At 62.9% G+C, this 20,874-nt stretch carries 17 protein-coding genes and 1 tRNA gene; 11 read left to right on the top strand and 7 right to left on the bottom strand.

What is annotated here, in order from left to right; genetic code table 11:
- Positions 1-85: 85 nt before the first annotated feature.
- Entirely contained in the window at positions 86-4,645 is a 4,560-nt protein-coding gene (gene gltB, locus CPA54_RS01810) for a glutamate synthase large subunit (protein WP_408902133.1), read from the bottom strand.
- Positions 4,645-6,075, bottom strand: a complete 1,431-nt coding sequence (locus tag CPA54_RS01805) for an NAD(P)-dependent oxidoreductase (RefSeq protein WP_249085431.1) — start codon at positions 6,073-6,075, stop codon at positions 4,645-4,647. The genes gltB and CPA54_RS01805 overlap by 1 nt, the downstream gene beginning before the upstream one ends.
- Positions 6,076-6,399: 324 nt before the next feature.
- On the opposite strand from CPA54_RS01805, the gene CPA54_RS01800 reads away from it, so the two are divergent.
- The 6 genes from CPA54_RS01800 (at position 6,400) to lptB (ending at position 10,604) form a co-directional block, all read left to right on the top strand.
- Positions 6,400-6,486 (top strand) — tRNA-Leu (locus CPA54_RS01800).
- 60 nt (positions 6,487-6,546) lie between these two features.
- Positions 6,547-7,197 (top strand): ribonuclease D, encoded by a 651-nt coding sequence (locus CPA54_RS01795; protein ID WP_043560607.1) that lies wholly within the window; start codon positions 6,547-6,549, stop codon positions 7,195-7,197.
- 12 nt (positions 7,198-7,209) lie between these two features.
- Entirely contained in the window at positions 7,210-8,187 is a 978-nt protein-coding gene (locus CPA54_RS01790; RefSeq protein WP_249085430.1) for an SIS domain-containing protein, read from the top strand.
- Positions 8,184-8,924 carry an LPS export ABC transporter periplasmic protein LptC gene (gene lptC, locus CPA54_RS01785; RefSeq protein WP_043560612.1) on the top strand — a complete coding sequence of 247 codons (741 nt, stop codon included), beginning with the start codon at positions 8,184-8,186 and terminating at the stop codon, positions 8,922-8,924. The genes CPA54_RS01790 and lptC overlap by 4 nt, the downstream gene beginning before the upstream one ends.
- A 7-nt stretch (positions 8,925-8,931) precedes the next feature.
- Positions 8,932-9,861: an LptA/OstA family protein gene (locus CPA54_RS01780; RefSeq protein WP_248630411.1), complete on the top strand. Its 930-nt coding sequence runs from the start codon at positions 8,932-8,934 to the stop codon at positions 9,859-9,861.
- 2 nt (positions 9,862-9,863) lie between these two features.
- Positions 9,864-10,604, top strand: coding sequence for an LPS export ABC transporter ATP-binding protein (gene lptB, locus CPA54_RS01775; RefSeq protein WP_227449645.1), 741 nt, complete (start codon positions 9,864-9,866; stop codon positions 10,602-10,604).
- Positions 10,605-10,957: 353 nt separating this feature from the next.
- On the opposite strand, the gene CPA54_RS01770 is transcribed toward lptB, so the two are convergent.
- Entirely contained in the window at positions 10,958-11,221 is a 264-nt protein-coding gene (locus CPA54_RS01770) for a DUF1150 family protein (RefSeq protein ID WP_227449646.1), read from the bottom strand.
- The gene (locus CPA54_RS01765) at positions 11,208-11,723 is read right to left on the bottom strand and encodes an Hsp20 family protein (RefSeq protein WP_043560630.1); all 516 of its coding nucleotides are present in this window, start codon (positions 11,721-11,723) and stop codon (positions 11,208-11,210) included. Before CPA54_RS01765 ends, CPA54_RS01770 begins: the two co-directional genes overlap by 14 nt.
- Positions 11,724-11,905: 182 nt before the next feature.
- On the opposite strand from CPA54_RS01765, the gene def reads away from it, so the two are divergent.
- From def to CPA54_RS01740, 5 genes are all read left to right on the top strand, one after another.
- The gene (def, locus tag CPA54_RS01760) at positions 11,906-12,457 is read left to right on the top strand and encodes a peptide deformylase (RefSeq protein WP_182040318.1); all 552 of its coding nucleotides are present in this window, start codon (positions 11,906-11,908) and stop codon (positions 12,455-12,457) included.
- 3 nt (positions 12,458-12,460) lie between these two features.
- Entirely contained in the window at positions 12,461-13,393 is a 933-nt protein-coding gene (gene fmt, locus CPA54_RS01755) for a methionyl-tRNA formyltransferase (RefSeq protein WP_249085429.1), read from the top strand.
- Positions 13,386-14,174 (top strand): tRNA pseudouridine(38-40) synthase TruA, encoded by a 789-nt coding sequence (gene truA / locus CPA54_RS01750; RefSeq protein WP_249085428.1) that lies wholly within the window; start codon positions 13,386-13,388, stop codon positions 14,172-14,174. Before fmt ends, truA begins: the two co-directional genes overlap by 8 nt.
- Positions 14,175-14,347: 173 nt before the next feature.
- Entirely contained in the window at positions 14,348-15,838 is a 1,491-nt protein-coding gene (gene rfaE2, locus CPA54_RS01745; protein WP_249085427.1) for a D-glycero-beta-D-manno-heptose 1-phosphate adenylyltransferase, read from the top strand.
- Complete coding sequence (locus CPA54_RS01740) at positions 15,835-16,968, top strand: AGE family epimerase/isomerase (protein WP_249085426.1); 1,134 nt, start codon at positions 15,835-15,837, stop codon at positions 16,966-16,968. The genes rfaE2 and CPA54_RS01740 overlap by 4 nt, the downstream gene beginning before the upstream one ends.
- A 24-nt stretch (positions 16,969-16,992) precedes the next feature.
- Here CPA54_RS01740 and CPA54_RS01735 read toward each other — a convergent pair whose 3' ends face one another.
- The 3 genes from CPA54_RS01735 to dapD all read right to left on the bottom strand — a co-directional run bounded on the left by CPA54_RS01735 (position 16,993) and on the right by dapD (position 20,870).
- Positions 16,993-18,744: a chloride channel protein gene (locus tag CPA54_RS01735; RefSeq protein WP_249085425.1), complete on the bottom strand. Its 1,752-nt coding sequence runs from the start codon at positions 18,742-18,744 to the stop codon at positions 16,993-16,995.
- A gap of 141 nt (positions 18,745-18,885) precedes the next feature.
- Entirely contained in the window at positions 18,886-20,031 is a 1,146-nt protein-coding gene (gene dapE, locus CPA54_RS01730) for a succinyl-diaminopimelate desuccinylase (RefSeq protein ID WP_081563017.1), read from the bottom strand.
- An 8-nt stretch (positions 20,032-20,039) separates the two neighbouring features.
- Positions 20,040-20,870: a 2,3,4,5-tetrahydropyridine-2,6-dicarboxylate N-succinyltransferase gene (dapD, locus tag CPA54_RS01725; RefSeq protein WP_043560646.1), complete on the bottom strand. Its 831-nt coding sequence runs from the start codon at positions 20,868-20,870 to the stop codon at positions 20,040-20,042.
- Positions 20,871-20,874 lie beyond the last annotated feature (4 nt).

Here is a 20,874-nt window from a genome sequence, read left to right as displayed (position 1 = left end):
ACTAGCCAAGCGAGGGGGCTGTGAAAACTCTCTTTTCTGTCACGGTCCATCCTCCAGCCCCGCAGCCCTGCCCGGGTGGCCCCTGTCAGGCTGACAGGCTTCTGAGATCGGCCTCCTCATACCCGATGATGCTGGCATAATCCTTCGGCACGACATGCCAGAATTTCGGCAGAACCTCCTCCCAGTGGTGAAGAAGATCCGCCGCATAGGCACTGCCCGTCTCACGCTCGTGCCGCTCCACGAGGCCCCGCAGCTCATCTTTCCACCGTCTGGCCGTCACGGGCTGGCACATGACCGTGTCGTGATTCACCCGTTTCGGGAAATCGCCATCACGGTCCAGCACATAGGCCGTACCACCCGTGAAGCCTGCCCCGAAATTGTCCCCGGCCTTGCCCAGAACAACGACCGTACCGCCTGTCATGTATTCGCAGCCATTGGAGCCACAGCCTTCCACCACGGCCACGGCACCGGAGTTCCGCACGGCGAACCGTTCCCCGGCCTGCCCGGCGGCAAAGAGTGCTCCCGCCGTCGCACCATAAAGCACCGTGTTGCCGATGATGGAATTCTTCTCCGTGGCGCAGGGTGTCGCACTGCTGGGCCGCAGCACCAGAGTGGCCCCGGAGAGGCCCTTGCCGACATAATCGTTGGCATCACCTTCCACCTCGATGCGCAGCCCCTGTACGGCGAAGGCCCCAAGGGACTGACCGGCAGACCCACGCAGGGAGAGCGTCAGATGCCCTTCCGGCAGGCTGGCCATGCCGAAGCGACGGGTGATGAGGGATGACAGCCTCGTCCCCACCGCACGATGCGTGTTGCGGACGATATAGTGCAGATGCAGCTTCTCCCGCCGCTCGAACAGCGGCTGCGCATCGGCGATGATCTGTGCATCCAGCGTGTCCGGGACCTCATTGCGGCCCTCCAGCGTGCAGTGACGGGCAAAGCCGCCCGTATCCGCCTGCACCAGCAGGGCGTTGAGGTCCAGATCATCCAGATAATCCGAGCCACGATAGACCTGATGGAGCAGGTCCGTCCGGCCGATGATCTCCTCAAGGGAGCGGTATCCCAGACGGGCCAGAATGTTGCGGACATCCTCGGCGATCAGCGTGAACAGGTTGATGACCTTCTCCGGCGTGCCCTCGAACTTCTTCCGCAGCTCCTCATCCTGCACGCAGACACCGACAGGGCAGGTATTGGTATGGCACTGCCGCACCATGATGCAGCCCATCGCCACAAGAGCCGCCGTACCGATGCCGAACTCCTCGGCCCCCAGCATGGCGGCGATCACCACGTCACGCCCGGTCTTGATTCCACCATCAACGCGCAGCTTCAGCCGGTGGCGCAGACGGTTGAGCATCAGCACCTGATGGGTCTCGCTCAGCCCCATTTCCCACGGCAGGCCGGCATAATAGATGGAAGACTGGGCACTGGCCCCCGTCCCACCGGAATGGCCGGAGATCAGGATGGCATCAGCCTTGGCCTTGGCCACACCGGCGGCGATGGTCCCGATGCCCGTCCGGGCCACGAGCTTCACCGTCACGGTCGCCTCCGGATTGATCTGCTTGAGGTCGTAGATCAGCTGGGCAAGGTCCTCGATGGAATAGATGTCATGATGCGGCGGCGGCGAGATCAGCGTGACGCCCGGCGTGGCATGACGGAGACGGGCGATCAGCTCCGTGACCTTGAAGCCCGGAAGCTGGCCTCCCTCACCCGGCTTGGCCCCCTGTGCAACCTTGATCTCCAGCTCCCGGCAATTGTTGAGATATTCCGCCGTCACGCCGAAGCGGCCGGACGCCACCTGCTTGATGGCCGAGGACGCATTGTCCCCGTTGGGCCGTGGTGTGGCCCGGGCCGGGTCCTCGCCTCCCTCGCCGGAATCGGACTTCGCCCCGATGCGGTTCATGGCGATGGCCAGCGTCTCATGCGCTTCCGGACTCAGCGCACCGAGGGAGATGCCCGGGGCAACCAGCCTGCGGCGGATCTGGGTGATGCCTTCCACGTCATCCACGTCAATGGACCGTGCGCTGGAACGGAAATCCAGCAGATCACGCAGGGCGACCGGCTCCTGCGCCTCCAGAGCGTCCGCATAACGGCGGAAGAGCCTGTAGCTGTTGGCCTGCACCGCCGTCTGAAGCATGTGGACCGCACTGGCCGAAAAGGAGTGCGCCTCCCCACCCGGGCGGATCTTGTACCGCCCCCCGATGGGCAGCGGAGACACGTTGGCGGGCTGCCATGCCTGCCTGTGCGCCTTGATGACGTTCCGGGCGATACCGGGCAGGCCGATGCCCGAAATGCGGGACGCCATGCCGGGGAAGAACTCGGCCACAAGCGCACGGGAGAGGCCGATCGCCTCGAAATTGTACCCGCCACGATAGGCCGAAACGACCGAAATCCCCGCCTTGGACATGATCTTGAGCAGCCCCTTGTCCACGGCCTTGCGGTACTGCTCCATGGCCTGCCGCAGGGTCATCTTTCCGAACAGCCCCCGCTGGAGACGATCGGCAATGCTCTGCTGGGCCAGCCACGGATTGACCGTGGAGGCCCCCACTCCGACCATCACGGCGAGGCTGTGCACGTCCAGCACATCGGAGGCCCGGACATTCACGGAGGTGAAGGTCCGCAGGCTGTGATTGGTGAGATGGACATGCACGGCCGCCACGGCCAGCACCATGGGAACCGCCACACGGTCCTCCGTGGCGTGTTCATCGGTCAGAAAGAGATGGGCACAGCCACCCCGCACGGCATCCTCGGCCTTCTGGCATATCTGCGTCAGGGCCGCCCGCATCCCGTCCTCGCCCTCGGCCAGCGGGAAGGTACAGTCGATGACCTCACCCTGCCTGCCGCACATCTCCTGAAGACGGCTGAATTCGCCATTCGTCAGGATGGGGCTGGAAAGCTGGAGAAGCTGGCACTGGCCCGCTTCCTCGGCAAGGATGTTGCCCAGATTGCCCAGCCTCGTCACCAGGCTCATGGCCCGTGTTTCCCGCAGACTGTCGATCGGCGGATTCGTCACCTGGCTGAATCCCTGCCGGAAATAGTGGGACAGCCCCCGATAATGCCGGGACAGCACCTGAAGCGGCGTGTCATCCCCCATGGAGGCCAGAGCCTCGCTGCCATTCTCCACCATCGGCTGGAGCGTGGCCTCCATGTCCTCATAGGTCAGGTTGACGGCCAGCTGGCGACGGCGCAGCGTCTCCGCATCAATGCCGTCCGGTTCCGTCACCCGAGCCATCAGCGGCCCGACATCCTCGATGCCGTCCCTGATCCAGCTTTCATAATCCTGCCGGTTGATAAGCATGTCCAGCACGTCATCCGGCGTGTAGAAACGGGCTTCATCAAGGTCCAGCGCAAGGGTCTGCCCCGGCCCGAGCCGCCCACGCAGGGCGATGGCCTCATCCGGCACACGCACCATGCCCGTCTCGGACCCGACGATCAGCAGCCCGTCCTTCGTGATGCTGTAGCGCAGCGGCCGCAGACCGGCCCTGTCCAGACCGGCGATGATCCAGCGGCCATCCGTCCCGCACAGGGCTGCCGGACCGTCCCACGGCTCGATGACGGCATTGCAGTAGCGGTAGAATGCCTTGGCCCGGGCGGACAGGGAAGAATTCGCCCCCGCCGCTGCCGGGATCAGCAGGGCCTTGGCCGATGGTGCCGTCCGTCCAGCGAAGGTCAGAAGCTCGAAGACATTGTCCAGAGCGGCCGTGTCGGACCCCGCCACCTGCACGACCGGCTTGAGGGCCTCCATGTAGTCATCCAGCACCGGGCTGCTCAGCCGTGTCTCATGCGCCCGCATCCAGTTGACGTTGCCGGAGAGCGTGTTGATCTCCCCGTTATGGGCGATCTTGCGGAAAGGCTGGGCGAGCTTCCATTTCGGGAAGGTGTTGGTGGAATAACGCTGGTGATAGATGGCAAAACGGGAGACAAACCGTTCATCCAGCAGGTCCGGGTAAAAATCCGTCAGGTTTTCCGCCAGAAACATGCCCTTGTAGATGAGGGAACGGCAGGACAGGGAGCAGATGTACAGCTCCACCTGTGCCCGTGTCGCCGCCTGCTCGATCCGACGACGGATGACGTAGAGGTCCCGTTCCAGCGTTTCCTCATCACGCCCCAGCGTGTTGCGGATCATGATCTGCTCAATCTCGGGGCGGGTCTCGTTGGCCTTCTCGCCAATGCAGGCCGTATCAATCGGCACCTGACGCCAGCCATAGATGCCGTAGCCGAACCGCAGGATTTCCGTCTCGATGATCTGGCGGCAGCGTTCCTGCGCTCCCAGGTCCGTGCGGGGCAGGAAGACCATCCCGACGGAGATGCGTCCCTCGATCCGCAGGTCACCCGCATTATGGATGGCATCCTCAAAGAAATTCTGCGGGATTTCCACGTGGATGCCAGCCCCGTCCCCCGTCTTGCCATCAGCATCGACGGCACCACGGTGCCAGATGTTGCCCAGGGCCTCGATGCCCGCCTGCACCACGGCACGGCTGGGCCTGCCATCCATCGCCGCCACAAGCCCCACACCACAGGCATCATGCTCCTGCGCCGGGTCATACAGCCCTTCCAGCCGTTCAACATTGGCCTGATAGGCCTTCACGAAGTCCCGTGCCGTTTCCGGAGCGGATGTCATGGTCGTGGTTTCGTTCATGGTGGTCATCAGGCACACTCCCCGACAGATGTTGCGGTCCGGGCAGCCCCGGCAGACAGATGGTTCATGATGGAATCGGCGGCGTCCCGCCCGTCCCGGATGGCCCAGACGACGAGGCTCGCCCCCCGGACGATGTCCCCACCGGCAAAGACACCCGGCAGGCTGGTTTCATGCCCGCTGCCGGAGACCTCCAGCGTGCCCCACCGTGTCACGGCAAGGTCGGGCCGGTTCCAGAGGTCCGGCAGGTCTTCCGGCTCGAACCCCAGCGCACAGATGACCAGATCGGCCTTCAGTTCACGAGTCGATTCCGTCGGCTCCACGGCCCGGCGGCCCGCCGCATCAGCTGCCCCGAGGCGCATCTCCCGCAGGCGGACGGCCTTCACCCTGTCATCGCCAAGGAAGGCCTCCGGTGTCAGCATCCACTCAAAGCGGGCTCCCTCTTCCTCCGCATTGAGAACCTCCTGACGGGAGCCGGGCATGTTGTCACGGTCCCGACGATAGGCGCAGACCACTTCCTTCGCCCCCTGCCGGATGGCCGTGCGGACGCAGTCCATGGCGGTATCACCGCCCCCCAGCACCACGACACGTTTGCCTTTCGCTGTCAGGCCAGCAGTCTCATGCTCCGTCTGGGAGGCCTTGAGGTAAGGAAGGGCCTCCACCACGTTGGCCAGACCGGCCCCCGGCCCCTTCACCTGCCGGGCACGATACACACCCGTGGCCAGAAACACGGCATCATGCCGCTGACGCAGTTCCTCCAGAGGCAGAGCACCATCGCCATGCCCGACGGACTGCCCCAGGTGGAAGATGATTCCCTGTTCCTCCAGCAGCTTCCAGCGACGTTCCACGACGCTCTTGTCCAGCTTGAAGCCCGGAATCCCGTACATCAGCAGCCCGCCGGGTTTTCCCTGCCGTTCATAGACGTGCACCTCATGCCCTGCGGCCCGCAGACGCTCGGCACAGGCAAGACCGGCCGGGCCGGACCCGACAATCCCCACGCTCTGCCCCGTTTCCTCGGCGGGCAGACGGGGCAGGACCCAGCCTTCCGCAAAGGCCGTCTCGGTAACATACCGCTCCACGGCCCCGATGGTCACGCTGCTGAAACCCGGACGGATGACGCAATTCCCTTCACAGAGGCGGTCCTGCGGGCAGATGCGGCCACAGATTTCCGGAAAGCTGTTGGTGCTGGAGGAAAGTTCATAGGCTTCCTTCAGCCGCCCTTCCGTCGTCAGGCGCAGCCATTCGGGAATGACATTGCCCAGCGGGCAGTGGACCGTGCAGTACGGAATCCCACACTGGGAACAGCGTGACGCCTGCTCCTGCGCCCTCTGAGGGCTGAACCCGGCGTAAATCTCGCCAAAATCCTTCCGTCTCTCGGCAGCCGAGCGTTTGTCCGGGAGTTTCTGGGAGCAGTTTACGAACCGCAGCATCTGTTCAGCCATTATGACATCAATCCCCGTCTTGCCTGCACCGTGAAGCGCAGAATGGTCCTTGTCGCCCCAGCACTAAACAGCTCAACCATAAAAGACCAGACAGTACCGCTTACCTAATGAGTGTCATAACATCCTGAAAATGCGCATGATTGTCATTTTCATTTTACAAAATAAGTCCGAAACGGACCTATTATCACCCTGACATCATTCCATTCGTTTTTTTTCAAAAGGATGCATTTTCCTCATTGACGTCCCCCCTCCTGCGCCGTAAAAGCATCTTCAACAGAGCTGAGGCGGCTTCCTCACGGAGACAGCTTCCTCTTACAGCTTTATGCCCAGATGGCGGAATTGGTAGACGCGCAGGCTTCAGGTGCCTGTGTCCGCAAGGACGTGGAAGTTCGAGTCTTCTTCTGGGCACCAAGGCTTTCTCCCCTGACATGCAGGGCAGAATTGTCCCCTCTCAGAAAATCCGGTGAATCTATGAGCACTCCGCGTAACGCCATTCATCTATATGAGGGCGACCTCCCGGACAATCTTGAGCTGGGCTCTTCCATCGCCATTGATACCGAGACCATGGGGCTCAACCCCCACCGGGACCGCCTCTGCCTCGTGCAGATTTCCGCCGGGGATGGTCAGGCGCATCTCGTACAGTTCGTGCCGGAACATCTGGGCGGGCGTGGCTACGGGCACTGCCCCAACCTCAAGGCGCTCCTTCAGGACAGTTCTGTCACCAAGCTGATGCATTTTGCCCGGTTCGACGTGGCCGTTCTCCAGCATTATCTCGGCATCACGCTGAATTCCGTCATCTGCACGAAGATTGCCGCCCGTCTTGTCTATACCTTCACGGACAGGCATGGCCTTGCCTATCTCAGCCGGGAGCTGCTGGGCGTCGAGATGTCCAAACAGCAGCAGAGCTCCGACTGGGGCAGCCCGACCCTGACAGAAGAGCAGCGCCAGTATGCAGCCTCCGATGTGCTGCATCTCCATGCCCTTTGGGAAAAGCTGGAAGCCATGCTCATCCGGGAAGGGCGGCGTGATCTTGCGCAGAGCTGCTATGATTTCCTCCCTGCCCGTGCAAAGCTGGATCTTCTGGGCTATGATGTGTCGGACATTTTCGCCCATCGTGCCTGACATAGCTGCTCCATGACCTCATCTTCCCTCTCGATCGCCTGCCGTGCCCTCCAGACAGAACGTCAGGGGCTTGAGCAGCTCGAGGCGTGCCTGCGTGGCCCCATGCAGGAAGGGTTTGAAGCCGCTCTCACTGCCATACTGTCCATGAAAGGCCGCCTCATCCTGACAGGGATGGGGAAATCCGGCCATATCGGTCGCAAGATCAACGCCACCCTGGCCTCCACGGGAACACCATCACTGTTCCTTCATCCTGCCGAAGCCGCCCACGGGGATCTCGGCATGGTAGAGGCCGATGATGTCATCCTCTATCTCTCCAATTCCGGCGAGACCAACGAGCTGGCGCCAGTCCTGCTTCATGCAGCCCGCCTGAATCTCACGCAGATCGCCTTTACGACACGGGCCTCATCGACACTGGCCCAGTCGGTGCAGATTCCCCTCATCCTCCCTGCCGCGCCGGAAGCCTGCCCGATGGGACTGGCCCCGACGACCTCCTGCCTGCTCCAGCTGGCCCTGGGGGATGCGCTGGCCATCGCCCTGCTGGAACGCCGTGGCTTCAATGCGCATGATTTCGGTCTCCTGCATCCGGCAGGGACGCTGGGTGCCCAGCTCCGCCCCGTCAGCAATTTCATGCATACAGGGCAGGACATGCCACTGGGCCATGAAAACATGTCCCTTCGTGCCGTGATTCTGGAAATCACCCACAAGAGTTTCGGCTGCATCGGCATTCTGGATGACGAAGGCCGCCTTGCCGGGCTCATCAGCGATGGTGACCTCCGCCCCGCTTTGGACCGTGATCTCGACAACACCACGGCCGTGGAGATCATGAACCGCACGCCCCTGACGGGCACGGCAGACATGCGGGCTCAGGACATACGGCACCTCATGAATGACCGCCCTGTCCCGGTGAACAGTCTTTTCATTCTGGATGAAGAGCGTCGCCCTGTCGGGATTCTTCATCTGCATGATCTCCTGCGGGCAGGTCTCTCATGAACGCACCGCAGCCCAACCGGGAAGATTTTGACCCGGACCGTCTGGAAAAGACCCGCCAGCTGGATGCCATGCGACAGGAAAGCATGGCCAGACGGCGCACGCCCCCTTCAGCCGAAGCCATGGCCAGACGGAGCCTGCTGCTGAAGCGGGCCAAATGGGGTCTCCCCGGTCTTGCGATGTTCCTGCTGTTCTCGGTCGCCATATGGCCGGAAATCAATCATCTGATCCACCAGAACAGCGCCATTCTGGCCAGCATGCGTCATGCCCATACGGATAGCGGCATGATGGAACATGCCGCCTACCACGATCTTGATTCGCAGGACCGCCCCTATACCATCACATCCCGCATTGCCCGCCAGAGCGAGCCGGACCGCATCGACATGACCGAGCCTGAAGCTGACATCCTGCTGCACAATCATCAGTGGGTCCATGCCCGGGCGGATAGCGGCATGTATCTCCAGCACGAACAGACGCTGACACTGAACGGCCATGTCGTGATCTACCGCAGTGACGGCGTCCTGCTGAACAGTCCTTCAGCCGATATTGACCTGCCCCAGCAGGTCATCGCCACGCATGACTGGGTCCATGCCGAAGGGCCCTTCGGCACGCAGGATGCAGAAGGCGCCTTCATGGACCAGCAGACAGGGACTCTTCAGTTCCTCGGTGCCGGACGTACGGATCATTTTGAGGATTTATCACCCGCCCCCTCTTCTCCCGCAACGCCGAAAAGCCCATAAAGGAAGCATGATGCGTCTCCCTGTTTTTTCCCGCCCTCATGCTTTTCTTGCCGCTGCCGGTTTTCTTCTGGCCGAGGCCCTGGCCCCCTCTCCCACTGCTCTGGCAGCCGACCCGACACCCGGGGATCAGGCCCATGGGCAGGTCGTCCATCTTTTCTGGAAGAAAGAAGAGATCTACGACCATAACCGCCAGACCGTTACCCTGACGGGGGGTGCCCGTGCCCAGCGGGGCGACATGACTGTCGATGCCGATACACTCATCGGTTATCTGCGCCCGAAAAAGCAGGCCGCAGGCACATCCAGTACTGATGAGAGCCAGAAAAATGGTGGCAGCAGCGACATGGAACTGTACCGTGTTGAGGCCTTCGGCCATGTCCATATCTACAATCTGGAAGATCAGGGCTGGGGCGATCACGGGCTGTACGATGTTGACAGGGCCGTCCTGCTGATGACGGGCAAAGCCATGAAATTCACTACGCCCCGTCAGCTCATGACAGCTCGGGACCTTGTGGAATATCACCCCCAGACCCATACCTCCATTGGCTGGGGAGAAGCGACCGTCAATACCAGTGACGGCAAACGCATCACAGCTGATGTCATGCAGGCTGTGGAACTTTCCGATGCCCAGAAAGCCGCCAACAGGGCCAGCCAGGCTGCTGGTGGGGAAAAAGCGAAGAGTGGCAATCTGGACCGGGCCTATGGCTGGGGCCATGTGGTCATCCGTACGGACCGGCAGACCGCCACCGGGGACCGTGGCGTCTATCTGGCCGGACCGGAGCTGGCCCGGCTGATCGGCCATGTCCGTGTCACGCAGGGGCAGAACCAGAACAATGGTTCGCAGGCCATCGTGAACATGAAGACCGGCGTCTCCCATATGCTCTCCGGCTCCAGCGATCCCGTACAGGGGCTGATCGTCCCCAATGAGGCAGGCAAATGACCATGCAGGAAAATCAGGGGAAACCAGGCCTGGCTGCCCGGGGTATCGGCAAAAGCTACAAAAAGCGCACCGTCGTCCATGATGTCTCTCTCCACGTGCAGCGTGGCGAGGCTGTCGGGCTGCTTGGCCCGAATGGTGCAGGAAAAACGACCAGCTTTTACATGATTGTCGGGCTGGTGCAGACAGACATGGGCAGCATCACTCTGGACGGTGCCGACATCACCCCCCTGCCCATGTACCGGCGGGCCAGGCTGGGAGTCGGTTATCTGCCGCAGGAAGCCAGCATTTTCCGAGGGCTCAATGTCGAGCAGAACATCCTTGTTGCTCTGGAAGCCGTCGAGAAGGACCGGGACAGGCGGCAGGCCATGCTGGATGGCCTGCTGGCTGAATTCGGCATCACCCGTCTGCGCCACTCTCCTGCCCTGGCTCTCTCGGGGGGTGAACGCCGCCGTCTCGAGATCGCCCGCGCCTTGGCAAGCCAGCCAAACTACATCCTTCTGGATGAGCCACTGGCCGGGATCGACCCCATTGCCGTCAGCGAGATCCGTGCCCTCGTCTCCCATCTGAAGGACCGTGGCATCGGCGTTCTCATCACGGACCACAACGTGCGTGAAACGCTGGAGGTCATCGACCGGGCTTACATACTTCATGGCGGCCGTGTCCTGATGGAAGGAACGCCGGAAGCCATCGTCGCCAACGAGGACGTGCGCCGGGTCTATCTAGGAGAAAATTTCTCCCTGTAAGGGGGGGAAATTCTTTCACACCCCTGCCATAATGAGCTGCCAGTATCTGTCAGGAAAAGTGGATGTGCCCATATCCACGCCGGATACTGGGGAGGCCATGAAAAAAATCCTGTTCGAAGGTTCACAGACCTGCTCTTTCGTCACGTGCAGCATGATCTCGGACCGTACCTCCCACCAGCTGAGCCTCTACTGGGGCATCGGACACAGTGACCTCCTCGACCTCGCCTGCATGGTCGTCATAGTCCTTCCCCTATGCCTGCTGTTTGACTGGATTCAGACACGTTGCCGCTCGCAAAACAGACGATGATCCAGCCTTCCCTCCGCCAGGAAAGGGCAGCCCCACGGCTGGCCCTTCATTGCAGGAAGGTCGGCACCATGTCCTGCTCCAGAATGGCATCCACGGCACTGTCCTCATCCTCGGCAATGCCGACCGGGGTGCCGTCCGCTGCATGAATGGCCACCAGCGTGGCCCCCTCATGCGTTATGGTCCGGAAATAGGCGACCTCCTTCATCCCCCAGTCCCGCAGCTCCGCTCCCGTCATCGCCCGGGCACGCTCCTGCATGTCTCCCGCCAGCCTGCCGCTGGCGGAAGCTCCCCTCTCATCATTCCCGGCCAAAAGGCTCCTCCTCTGCGACAGGAGGAAGATCACGGGCCAGCTCCACATCACGGGCTGGTGGTGCCGGGGCCCGTACGGCTCCCCCGGAACTGCCCTGCTGGATGGCAATATGCTTCACCCGCACCTCCGGCTCCGGGCGATGAAGGTCGATGTGCAGCAGGCCGTTATCCAGCCAGGCTCCAGCAATCTCGATTCCCTCTGCCAGAACAAAGGCCTTGTGAAACTGCCGTGCTGCAATCCCACGGTGCAGGAAAACGCGCCCCTGCGTGTCATCCGCCTGCCGCCCACGGATCACGAGCTGGTTGTCTTCCTGGGTGATCTGGAGATCATCCATGACAAAACCTGCAACAGCCAGCGTGATGCGGAGTGCCGTGCGGCTCAGCTGTTCGATATTGTAGGGCGGGTACCCATCCGATGCTGTTTTTGATGCCCGTTCAAGCATTTGTTCCAGATGATCAAACCCCAGAAACATGGGGGAAGTGAAAAGACGTCCAGACGACATGGCTCTAAAATGCCTCCTCAGGGAGCGAGACGTGAATGAAGACGAACGACCCTACACAAGGCATCGCTCGTCCCCGCTGATATGAGGATGGAAAGACGATGATGCAAGGCCCGCCATGCCCCGGCCTGCCGCATCAAAGAACAGGCTGGCATTACACACAGCCAGCCGCTAACATGCCTGCCATGAAAAATTTAGAGTTTCTCGACCGGCTTGATGACATCGCCCCGACATCAATCCTTGTTGCCCCCCAGCCCGTGCTGAGCCAGGTGGCCCGTGAGGTCCGCCCGGAAGACATGACGGCCCTCCGTGAGGCCCTGCCGGGCATGTTCTCCGCCATGTACAAGGCCCCCGGCATAGGTCTGGCCGCCCCGCAGGTGGGGCTCAGCCAGCGTTTCGTGCTGGTTGATGTCGCCCGGGAGGATGAACCCCGCCGACCGATGGTCCTCATCAATCCCGAGATCATCGAGTCCACCGAGACCCTGGCCGTGCGGGAGGAAGGCTGCCTCTCCCTCCCCAACCAGTATGCCGAGGTCATCCGGCCGGAATCCATCCGTGTCCGCTATCGTGACCTGGACGGCCAGACCATCGAGCAGGATGCGGACGGCCTGCTGGCCACCTGTATCCAGCACGAAATCGACCATCTTGATGGCATCCTGTTCGTCGATCATCTGTCCTCCCTGAAGCGCAACATGATCATGCGCCGTCTGGCCAAGGAACAGAAGCGGAGACGATAACCCATGCGCCTCGTTTTCATGGGATCGCCGGATTTTTCCGTCCCGGCCCTGCACGGCCTGATCGAGGCCGGGCATGAGATTGTCGCCGTCTATACGCAGCCCCCCCGTCCCGCAGGCCGGGGCAAGGCCCTGCGGCGTCAGCCCGTTCATGAGGCAGCCGATGCGCTCGGCATTCCCGTGCGGACCCCGGAAAAACTGCGCCACAATGATGAGGAGCTGGCCTTCTTCCAGAGCCTGAAGGCCGATGCCGCCATCGTGGCTGCCTACGGCCTCATCCTGCCGGAAGCCATCCTGAAAGCTCCCCGGCTGGGCTGCCTGAACATCCATGCCAGCCTGCTCCCCCGCTGGCGGGGGGCCTCGCCCATCCAGTCCGCCATCCGGGCCGGAGATGCCAAAAGCGGCGTCTGCATCATGCAGATGGACAAGGGGCTGGATACCGGAGCCGTCCTTCTCTCCGAGGCCACCCCCATCACACCCGAGGACACGGCAGGCAGCCTGCATGACCGGCTGGCTGGGATCGGTGCCCAGCTGGTCGTCCGCACGCTGGAGGAACAGCCAACTGCCGTTCCACAGGATGATTCCCGGAGCTGCTACGCTCCAAGGCTGGAACGCAAGGACGGGCAGATCGACTGGGGCCGTTCTGCCGCGGAGATTGAACGTCAGGTACGGGCCTTCATTCCGTGGCCCGGCAGCTACACGCTGCTGGAGGGGCAGACCTACCGCATCGGAGCCGTCAGCCTGCCTGACGAGGCCGAAACTGCCGCCCTCATGGCCTCGGCTCCTGCTCCGGGCACGGTTCTGGATGACAGGCTGACCATTGCCTGCGGGACAGGCTGCCTGCGGATCGAACGCATCCAGAAACCGGGCCGGGCCATGATGGACCGGGAGGCCTTCCTCCGTGGCACGAAACTGGACAGAGGGATGCGCCTTGACTGACGCCGCCCCGCCCGGCATCAGCCGCTGGGCCATCCGCATCGAATTTGACGGGCGGCCCTATGTTGGCTGGCAACGCCAGAAAAGTGGCCTGTCCGTCCAGCAGCTCATCGAGGAGGCCGCCGAGCATCTCACGCAGGGCCGCAAGGTCAGCAGCGTGACGGCGGGCCGGACCGATTCAGGCGTCCATGCCGCCGGACTCGTGGCCCATCTGGACTTCCCCGATGATGCCCCCCTCAGCCGCAAGGCCGTGCGGGACGCCATCGGCTACCATCTGAAGCCCCACCCCATTTCCATTCTGGAAGCCGCCCCGGCTCCCGAGGGCTGGAACGCCCGCTTCTCCGCCACATGGCGGCGTTACCGCTATACCATCCTCAACCGTCCGGCCCGTCCGGCCATGCAGGAAGGGTTCGTCTGGCACATCCGTGCCCCGCTGGATGTCGAGGCCATGCAGGAAGGCGCCAACCATCTGCTGGGCGGGCATGACTTCACCTCCTTCCGGGCGGCGGCCTGCCAGGCCCGGGACGCCCTGCGGACGCTGGATGAACTCACCATCACCCGCTCCGGCGACCATGTCCATGTGGACGTGCAGGCCCGGTCCTTCCTGCACCATCAGGTCCGCAACATGGTCGGAACGCTGGCTCTGGTCGGCCATCACCAGTGGCACCCGGACCGTGTGAAAGAAGTACTGGAAGCCCGGGACCGCTGCAAGGCTGGCCCCACCGCTCCCCCCGATGGCCTATGCCTGATGGATGTCGGCTACCCGGATGATCCTTTCCCATAATGGCTCATGACATGATCTGCCTTGCAGAATCATGCCCTGTCATGGCTTGTTTGCGGTCACCTGACGACAGAACGGTAAAAACATCCTAAACTCACCTTCGCCAGAAACACGGCCACCTGAACCGTCCTGCATTCTTGCTGGACTGCCTTGTCTCCTGAAGGGAGGGACGTTTTTTGACTGACACGCTGAATGACGGTGCCATCACCATTCTGGGTGATCTGCTGCTGGACCAGTACATCACCGGGGATGTCACCCGCATCTCGCCGGAAGCCCCCGTCCCTGTCCTGCTGAGCAGCCACCAGCGGTCCACGCCCGGCGGAGCCGCCAACGTGGCCGTGAACGTGGCCGCCCTCGGTCATCCGGTCCATCTGGTCGGCGTGGTGGGTACGGATCAGGCGGCCGGAACGCTCCGTCAGGCCCTTTCGGTCTGGCAGGAGATCAGGCTGGACAGTCTGGTCGATGATGCCAGCTGGACAACCATCACGAAGACCCGTGTCCTCAGCGGGCGGCAGCAGATCGTCCGGCTGGACAATGAAAAGCTCGTCCCTTTCTCCAGGGCCACCGAGGAGGCCCTCATCGCCTCCACCCTGAAGGCACTGGAAACATCCCGGATTCTCATCTGCTCCGACTATGCCAAAGGTGTCCTCTCCGACCGTGTCCTGCACGCCATCATGAAGGCCGCCCACAGCCGGAACATTCCCGTTCTGGTGGACCCCAAGCGGGCCGATCTCTCCGCCTATCGGGGGGCCAGCCTGCTGACACCCAACCGGCAGGAACTCGGCAAGACCCTTGCCGCCTCCGGCATCACCCACCCGGCAGGCCGCCCGTGGACACTGACGGATGATACGGAGGTGGAACAGGCCTGCGCCGCCATCGCCCCGCTGACGGGCGGCGACATTCTCCTCACACGCTCCGAAAAAGGCATGACGCTCTGGCAGCAGAAGGCCGCCCCGCTGCACTGCCGTGCCCATCCTTCAGAAGTCTATGACGTTTCCGGGGCCGGGGACACCGTCATCGCCACGATCGCCTGTGCCCTGGCCAGTGGCCGCTCCCTGGCCAGCGCCGTGACCATGGCCACCACGGCCGCCGCCATTGCCGTCAGCAAGCTGGGCACGGCCTTTGTCACCCGGGACGAACTGCACCAGAAGCTGCTGGAAGAAATCGCCGACAGCGGAGCCTGCCTTCCCCTGCCCGACGCCTGCGCCATCGTGGAGAACTGGAAACGGCACGGAGCCTCCGTCGTCCTGACGAATGGCTGTTTCGACCTGCTCCATCCCGGCCATGTCTCGCTCATCCAGTTTGCCGCCAGCCAGGGTGACAAGCTGATCGTCGCCCTCAACACCGACGCCTCCATCAGGCGGCTGAAAGGCCCCCGCCGCCCGCTCCAGACCGAACAGGCCCGGGCCACGGTCATCCGTGCCCTGCGGCATGTCGATCTGGTCGTCCTCTTTGATGAGGACACGCCACTGGACATCATCTCCGCCCTGAAGCCCCACGTCCTCGTGAAAGGGGCCGATTACCGGGAAGATGAGGTCGTCGGGGGGGATGTCGTCAGGGAACATGGCGGGCGTGTCTGTCTGGCCCCGCTGCTGGACGGACATTCCACAAGCCGCATCGTGCAGACGATGGATGACAGCCACCCGGCAAAGGACACCCAACAATGACATACAGACAGACATGGCAGGACTGGCTGCTCCACAAGGCTCTGCCCCTCTGGTCCCAGGCCGGTTTCGACAGGGATGCAGGCCTCTATCACGAGCGGCTGACCTTTGAGGCCACCCCCATCACTATGCCCCATCGCCGCCTGATGGTGCAGGCCCGGCAGATCGCCACCTACTGTCAGGCCACCCTGAACGGCCATTACGACGCCGGGGAGCAGGCCCTGACGGTGCTGGACCATGTCACGCAGCAATATCACCGGGCCGACGGCAGCGCAGGCTGGGTCTTCGCCCTTGGGCCTGATCTGGCCCCTTCCGACGCAAAACGGGACCTGTACGGCCACGCCTTCATCCTCTTCGCGCATGGATGGGCCTACCGTCTGGGCAAAGACCCCGCCCTGCTGCACAGGGCAGAGGCCAGCCTGGCCGAAATCGACCAGCTCTTCCCCTCCGCACATGGCGGATACCGGGATGTCCTGCCTGCCACATCGGACCGGCACTCCCAGAACCCCCACATGCATCTGCTGGAAGCCTGTCTGACACTTTTCGAGGTCTCGGGTCGGGAGGTGTTCCTCCATCATGCCGATGCCATCCTGAAACTGGCCCTGCACTCCTTCATCCCGGCCGGAACGGATGCCCTGCTGGAATTCTTCACGCCGGAATGGAAGCCGGAACGGCCTGCGGGACAGAACCGTGTCGAACCCGGCCATCAGGCGGAATGGTGCTGGCTACTGGGCGAGTATCTCCGTCTTGCCCCCGATGGCAGGCACGCCGCTACTGCCCGTCAGGCGCAGCAGCGCCTCCATGACCGCCTTCAGAAGACCGCTCCCGGCCCTCTCCTGCCGGATGCCCTGCTGGATGATGGCTCGATGCTGGAAGCCTCCACACGCATCTGGCCCCAGACCGAAATGATGCGCCTTCTGGCCCAGCATGGTCCGGCGGATCTCCAGTCCCGGCAGGAACGGCTCGCCACCATGAGCCAGCTCTTCTTCACCCATTATGCCCCGGCCCCGCTCAATGGCGGGTGGATCGACCGGCTGGATGAGCAGGGCAAGACTGCCACGGACCACATGCCCGCCAGCAGCCTCTATCACATCTACAGTGCCGGACAGGCCATCCTCGGCGCCACTCCATAAGTCCGCTCCACCGGGGACGGACCATCACACGGAAAAACGTCCATCCCCGGCAAGGTCCCGGCGGCTGCGCTCCAGCTCCACGGCGTAGCAGCGCAGCGTGTGCCGTTCGCTCAGCTGCCCGACAAGCTGGCGGGACTGACGGTCTTCCACCACGGCCAGCACATCAGCTTCCGCCTCTGCAAACAGGTCGGCTGCCTCACGGATGGTCATGTACGGCTCAAGCATGATGTCCCGATAGCAGGCCAGACTGGAGACAGGCTCCTCGCCTGCGCAGGCCGCCGTGATCTCGGACACCAGGACAATGCCCTGATACCGGCCCTCCTCATCCACCAGCACGAGCCGCTCCTCAATCCCCAGTGTCAGCTGCGCCTGTGCCTGCCGAACGGTCATGGACGCCGGGAAGCTGCGGACCTGTGCCCGCATCAGCTTCTGCACGGTCAGGGTACGGAAACGGCCCACATCCACGGCGGACCGGATGGTCTCTCCCCGCAGGTGAAAACGCCATGTCGCGAAATTGTATCCGAAGAGCCGCCGGACCGTCAGCAGGGACAGGGTGGCCGACAGCACCACGGCACTGCTGAGCGGCATGATCCCCGTCATTTCCAGCACCATGCAGATCATCGTCATGGGGCCTCCAATGATGGCCGTGGCCATGGCCGCCATGCCGAGCACGGAGCAAACATGACCATCCACCGGGGCCAGACCGTAAGGAGCCAGCAGAGCCCCGAACGCCTCACCGGCCAGAACACCCAGAAACAGCGAGGCAAAAAACAGCCCGCCCCGGAAGCCCGACCCGATGGACAGGCACGACGCCACCGCCTTGAGGACCAGCAGCAGAAGAGCCAGGGACGGCACGATCTCCCCCTTCAGCACCAGCCCAACCCCACCATGCCCGGCCGACAGGACCGAGGGGAAAGGTGCCGCCAGACAGGCCACAAGCAGACCACCAGCGACAGGCCGCAGCCAGACCGGTACAGGCAGCTTCTGGAACACCACCTGGGTCTGCGTCACGCAGTACATGATGAGAATGGCCACGAGAGCACACAGAATGGCCAGCAGGCTGACCCCGGGCACATCAGCCCAGCCCATCTGCCAGCGGGTCACCAGCGGTGGCAGGCCGCCATCCATCCGCATGAGATGCCGGACACCCAGCCCGGCCATGGCCGCCAGCGCAATGGGGAACAGGTTGGCAAGACTGTACGTTCCCAGCACCAGCTCGAACGCATAGAAGGCTCCGGCAATCGGAGCATCAAACCCGGCACTGACAGCCCCGGCCGCCCCGGCTCCCACCAGAATCCGCATGTCCTCCCGCCGGACATGGAAGACCCGCCCCAGCCACGAACCGAAAGCAGCGGATATCTGCACATAGCCAGCCTCCAGCCCGATGGAGGCCCCCACGCCATTGGACAGGACCGTCTGCACGGCAAGACTGATACTGTCCCGGACGGACATGCGCCCGCCATGCAGGGCATTGGCCTCCACCGGGTCCACCGGGCGCCGCTTCATCCAGCGGCGCAGCAGGGCACTCAGCCCGCCAACCGCCAGACCACCACCGCCCAGCACCAGCAGACAACGCCATAGTGGCAGTGCAGGCAGTTCCGACAGTCTGCCGCCATTATGCAGGCCATAAAACACGACATGCAGACCGAGGGTCACGACATTGATCAGCAGGACACAGCAGCCCGCCAGTCCCCCCGTCAGCAGGGCCAGCAGGAACAGCCCCAGCCCGTCACGCCGGACGAAGGACCGCAGCATGGCAGGAGCCAGCAGTCTCATCCGTGATGACCCGTTCCCTCTGGACATGCGGGGCTCTCTCCTCTTTCCAGTATCGGCCGTGCTACAGAGTCCCGCCCTGTATACAGAAAACCCGCCTCAGACGGGCGGGTTTTCCCAGACATCCATCATTCTGGAAGAAGTTCAGACACCAAAACGCTGCATGAACTCCAGATAAACCTGTGTCAGCTGCTCCACGGAGGCCAGAGACACATGCTCGTCACGCTTGTGCATGGTGGCCCCCACAAGCCCGAACTCCGCCACGGGGCAGCAATGCGTGATGAAGCGGGCGTCCGATGTTCCCCCGCCCGTGTCGAGCTTTGGCGTCCTCCCCGTCACGGCCTGCACGGCCTGGGAAAGTTTCTCCACCTCGGCACCGGGTTCCGTCAGGAAAGATTCCCCGCTGACAGCCACATCAAGATCAGCCTCCGGCGCATGGCAGGCAACGACATCCTCGATCCAGTTACGCAGGCTGCCGCTCGTATGAAGGTCATTGAAACGGATGTTCACCCGGGCCTGTGCCGTGGCGGGAATGACGTTGGTGGCCGGATTCCCGACATCCACACTCGTGATCTGCAAGGAAGACGGAGCAAACCAGTCACTGCCGTGATCCAACGTGCGGGATGTCAGATCATGCAGGATCGGCACAAGGCGGTGAATGGGATTGTCTGCCAGATGCGGATAGGCCACATGCCCCTGCGTGCCCTTGACGGTAATCACCACATTCATGCTGCCACGGCGGCCGATCTTGATGACCTCGCCCATTTCAGCCGGATTGGTCGGCTCGCCCAGCAGGCAGAAATCCGGAGCCTCGCCCTGTTCTTTCATCCATTCCAGCACGGAACGGGTGCCATACCGGGCCGGTCCTTCCTCATCCCCCGTTATGAGGAAGGCCAGACTGCCCTTCAGCGGTCCGGCCTCCAGCCTGCGGGCTACGGCAGCCAGAGCAGCGGCGACACCGCCCTTCATGTCCGCCGTGCCACGGCCGTAGATATGCCCGTCCCGGATGTCTCCGGCGAAAGGGTCGCAGCTCCAACCCTCACCGGGAGGAACGACATCCGTATGCCCTGCGAAGCAGAGACAGGGACCGCCCTGTCCCAGCCGGGCATAGAGGTTGGGCGTCTGCCCGCCTTCGGGACCGAAGGCAAGGCGTGTGACCTCAAACCCCATCATCTCCAGCGACCGGGCCACGACGCCCAGTGCCCCGTCATCCGCCGGAGTGACGGAGCGGCACCGCAGAAGGTCCTGCAACAGGGCGACGGGATTGGAAGGAGATGATGGATGGCTCATGAGGTCACTCAGTCACGCAGCAGCTCATTGATGGATGTCTTGGAGCGTGTCCGCTCGTCAACACGCTTGACGATCACGGCACAGGCCAGGGACGGCCCGCCCGGGGTCTTCGGCGGCAGGGTTCCCGGCACGACCACGGAGTAGGCCGGAACACGCCCCATATGGATCTCACCCGTCGTACGGTCCACGATCTTGGTGGAGGCCCCAAGGAACACGCCCATGGAGAGGACGGAGCCACGCTCCACGACCACGCCCTCGGCCACCTCGGAACGGGCACCGATGAAGCAGTCATCCCCGATGATGACCGGTGCGGCCTGGAGCGGCTCCAGAACACCGCCGATCCCGGCACCACCGCTGATATGGCAGTTCTTGCCGATCTGTGCACAGGAGCCGACCGTGGCCCATGTATCGATCATCGTGCCGCTCTCGACACGGGCACCCAGATTGACGAAGCTCGGCATCAGCACGACACCCGGAGCGATGTAGGCGGAACGGCGGACGACAGCCCCCGGAACGGCCCGGAACCCGGCCTTCTCGAACTCTGCCTTGCCCCAGCCGGCGAATTTCAGCGGCACCTTGTCAAAACCCGGAGCCCCACCGCAGCCATTGGCCATCGGCTCGGATTCATACAGGCGGAAGGACATGAGGACGGCCTTCTTCAGCCATTCATGCACGACACGTCCACCTTCCTGCTGCTCGGCAACGCGGAAGGTCCCATCATCCAGCCCGGCAAGAGCGGCTTCCACGACATCACGGGCCTGACCCTGCGTCTGCGGGGACAGGCTGGCACGGTCTTCCCAAAGGGTTTCAATCTGCTTGCGAAGCTCTGCGTGATCCATAAAA

The sequence above is a fragment of the Parasaccharibacter sp. TMW2.1890 genome (assembly GCF_023337645.1).
Taxonomy (GTDB): domain Bacteria; phylum Pseudomonadota; class Alphaproteobacteria; order Acetobacterales; family Acetobacteraceae; genus Bombella; species Bombella apis.
Note: the sequence above shows the minus strand (reverse complement) of the source record. Positions and strands in the feature narration are given on the sequence as shown.

What these genes read in the sequence shown, in the direction of transcription:
- fmt (WP_249085429.1), top strand. Translation starts at nt 12,461, where the DNA reads ATGCGCCTCGTTTTCATGGGATCGCCGGATTTTTCCGTCCCGGCCCTG.
- dapE (WP_081563017.1), bottom strand. Translation starts at nt 20,031, where the DNA reads ATGAGCCATCCATCATCTCCTTCCAATCCCGTCGCCCTGTTGCAGGAC.
- CPA54_RS01765 (WP_043560630.1), bottom strand. Translation starts at nt 11,723, where the DNA reads ATGTCGTCTGGACGTCTTTTCACTTCCCCCATGTTTCTGGGGTTTGAT.
- def (WP_182040318.1), top strand. Translation starts at nt 11,906, where the DNA reads ATGAAAAATTTAGAGTTTCTCGACCGGCTTGATGACATCGCCCCGACA.
- CPA54_RS01795 (WP_043560607.1), top strand. Translation starts at nt 6,547, where the DNA reads ATGAGCACTCCGCGTAACGCCATTCATCTATATGAGGGCGACCTCCCG.
- lptB (WP_227449645.1), top strand. Translation starts at nt 9,864, where the DNA reads ATGCAGGAAAATCAGGGGAAACCAGGCCTGGCTGCCCGGGGTATCGGC.
- gltB (WP_408902133.1), bottom strand. Translation starts at nt 4,645, where the DNA reads ATGACCACCATGAACGAAACCACGACCATGACATCCGCTCCGGAAACG.
- CPA54_RS01735 (WP_249085425.1), bottom strand. Translation starts at nt 18,744, where the DNA reads ATGAGACTGCTGGCTCCTGCCATGCTGCGGTCCTTCGTCCGGCGTGAC.
- dapD (WP_043560646.1), bottom strand. Translation starts at nt 20,870, where the DNA reads ATGGATCACGCAGAGCTTCGCAAGCAGATTGAAACCCTTTGGGAAGAC.
- CPA54_RS01790 (WP_249085430.1), top strand. Translation starts at nt 7,210, where the DNA reads ATGACCTCATCTTCCCTCTCGATCGCCTGCCGTGCCCTCCAGACAGAA.
- CPA54_RS01740 (WP_249085426.1), top strand. Translation starts at nt 15,835, where the DNA reads ATGACATACAGACAGACATGGCAGGACTGGCTGCTCCACAAGGCTCTG.
- lptC (WP_043560612.1), top strand. Translation starts at nt 8,184, where the DNA reads ATGAACGCACCGCAGCCCAACCGGGAAGATTTTGACCCGGACCGTCTG.
- CPA54_RS01780 (WP_248630411.1), top strand. Translation starts at nt 8,932, where the DNA reads ATGATGCGTCTCCCTGTTTTTTCCCGCCCTCATGCTTTTCTTGCCGCT.
- CPA54_RS01805 (WP_249085431.1), bottom strand. Translation starts at nt 6,075, where the DNA reads ATGGCTGAACAGATGCTGCGGTTCGTAAACTGCTCCCAGAAACTCCCG.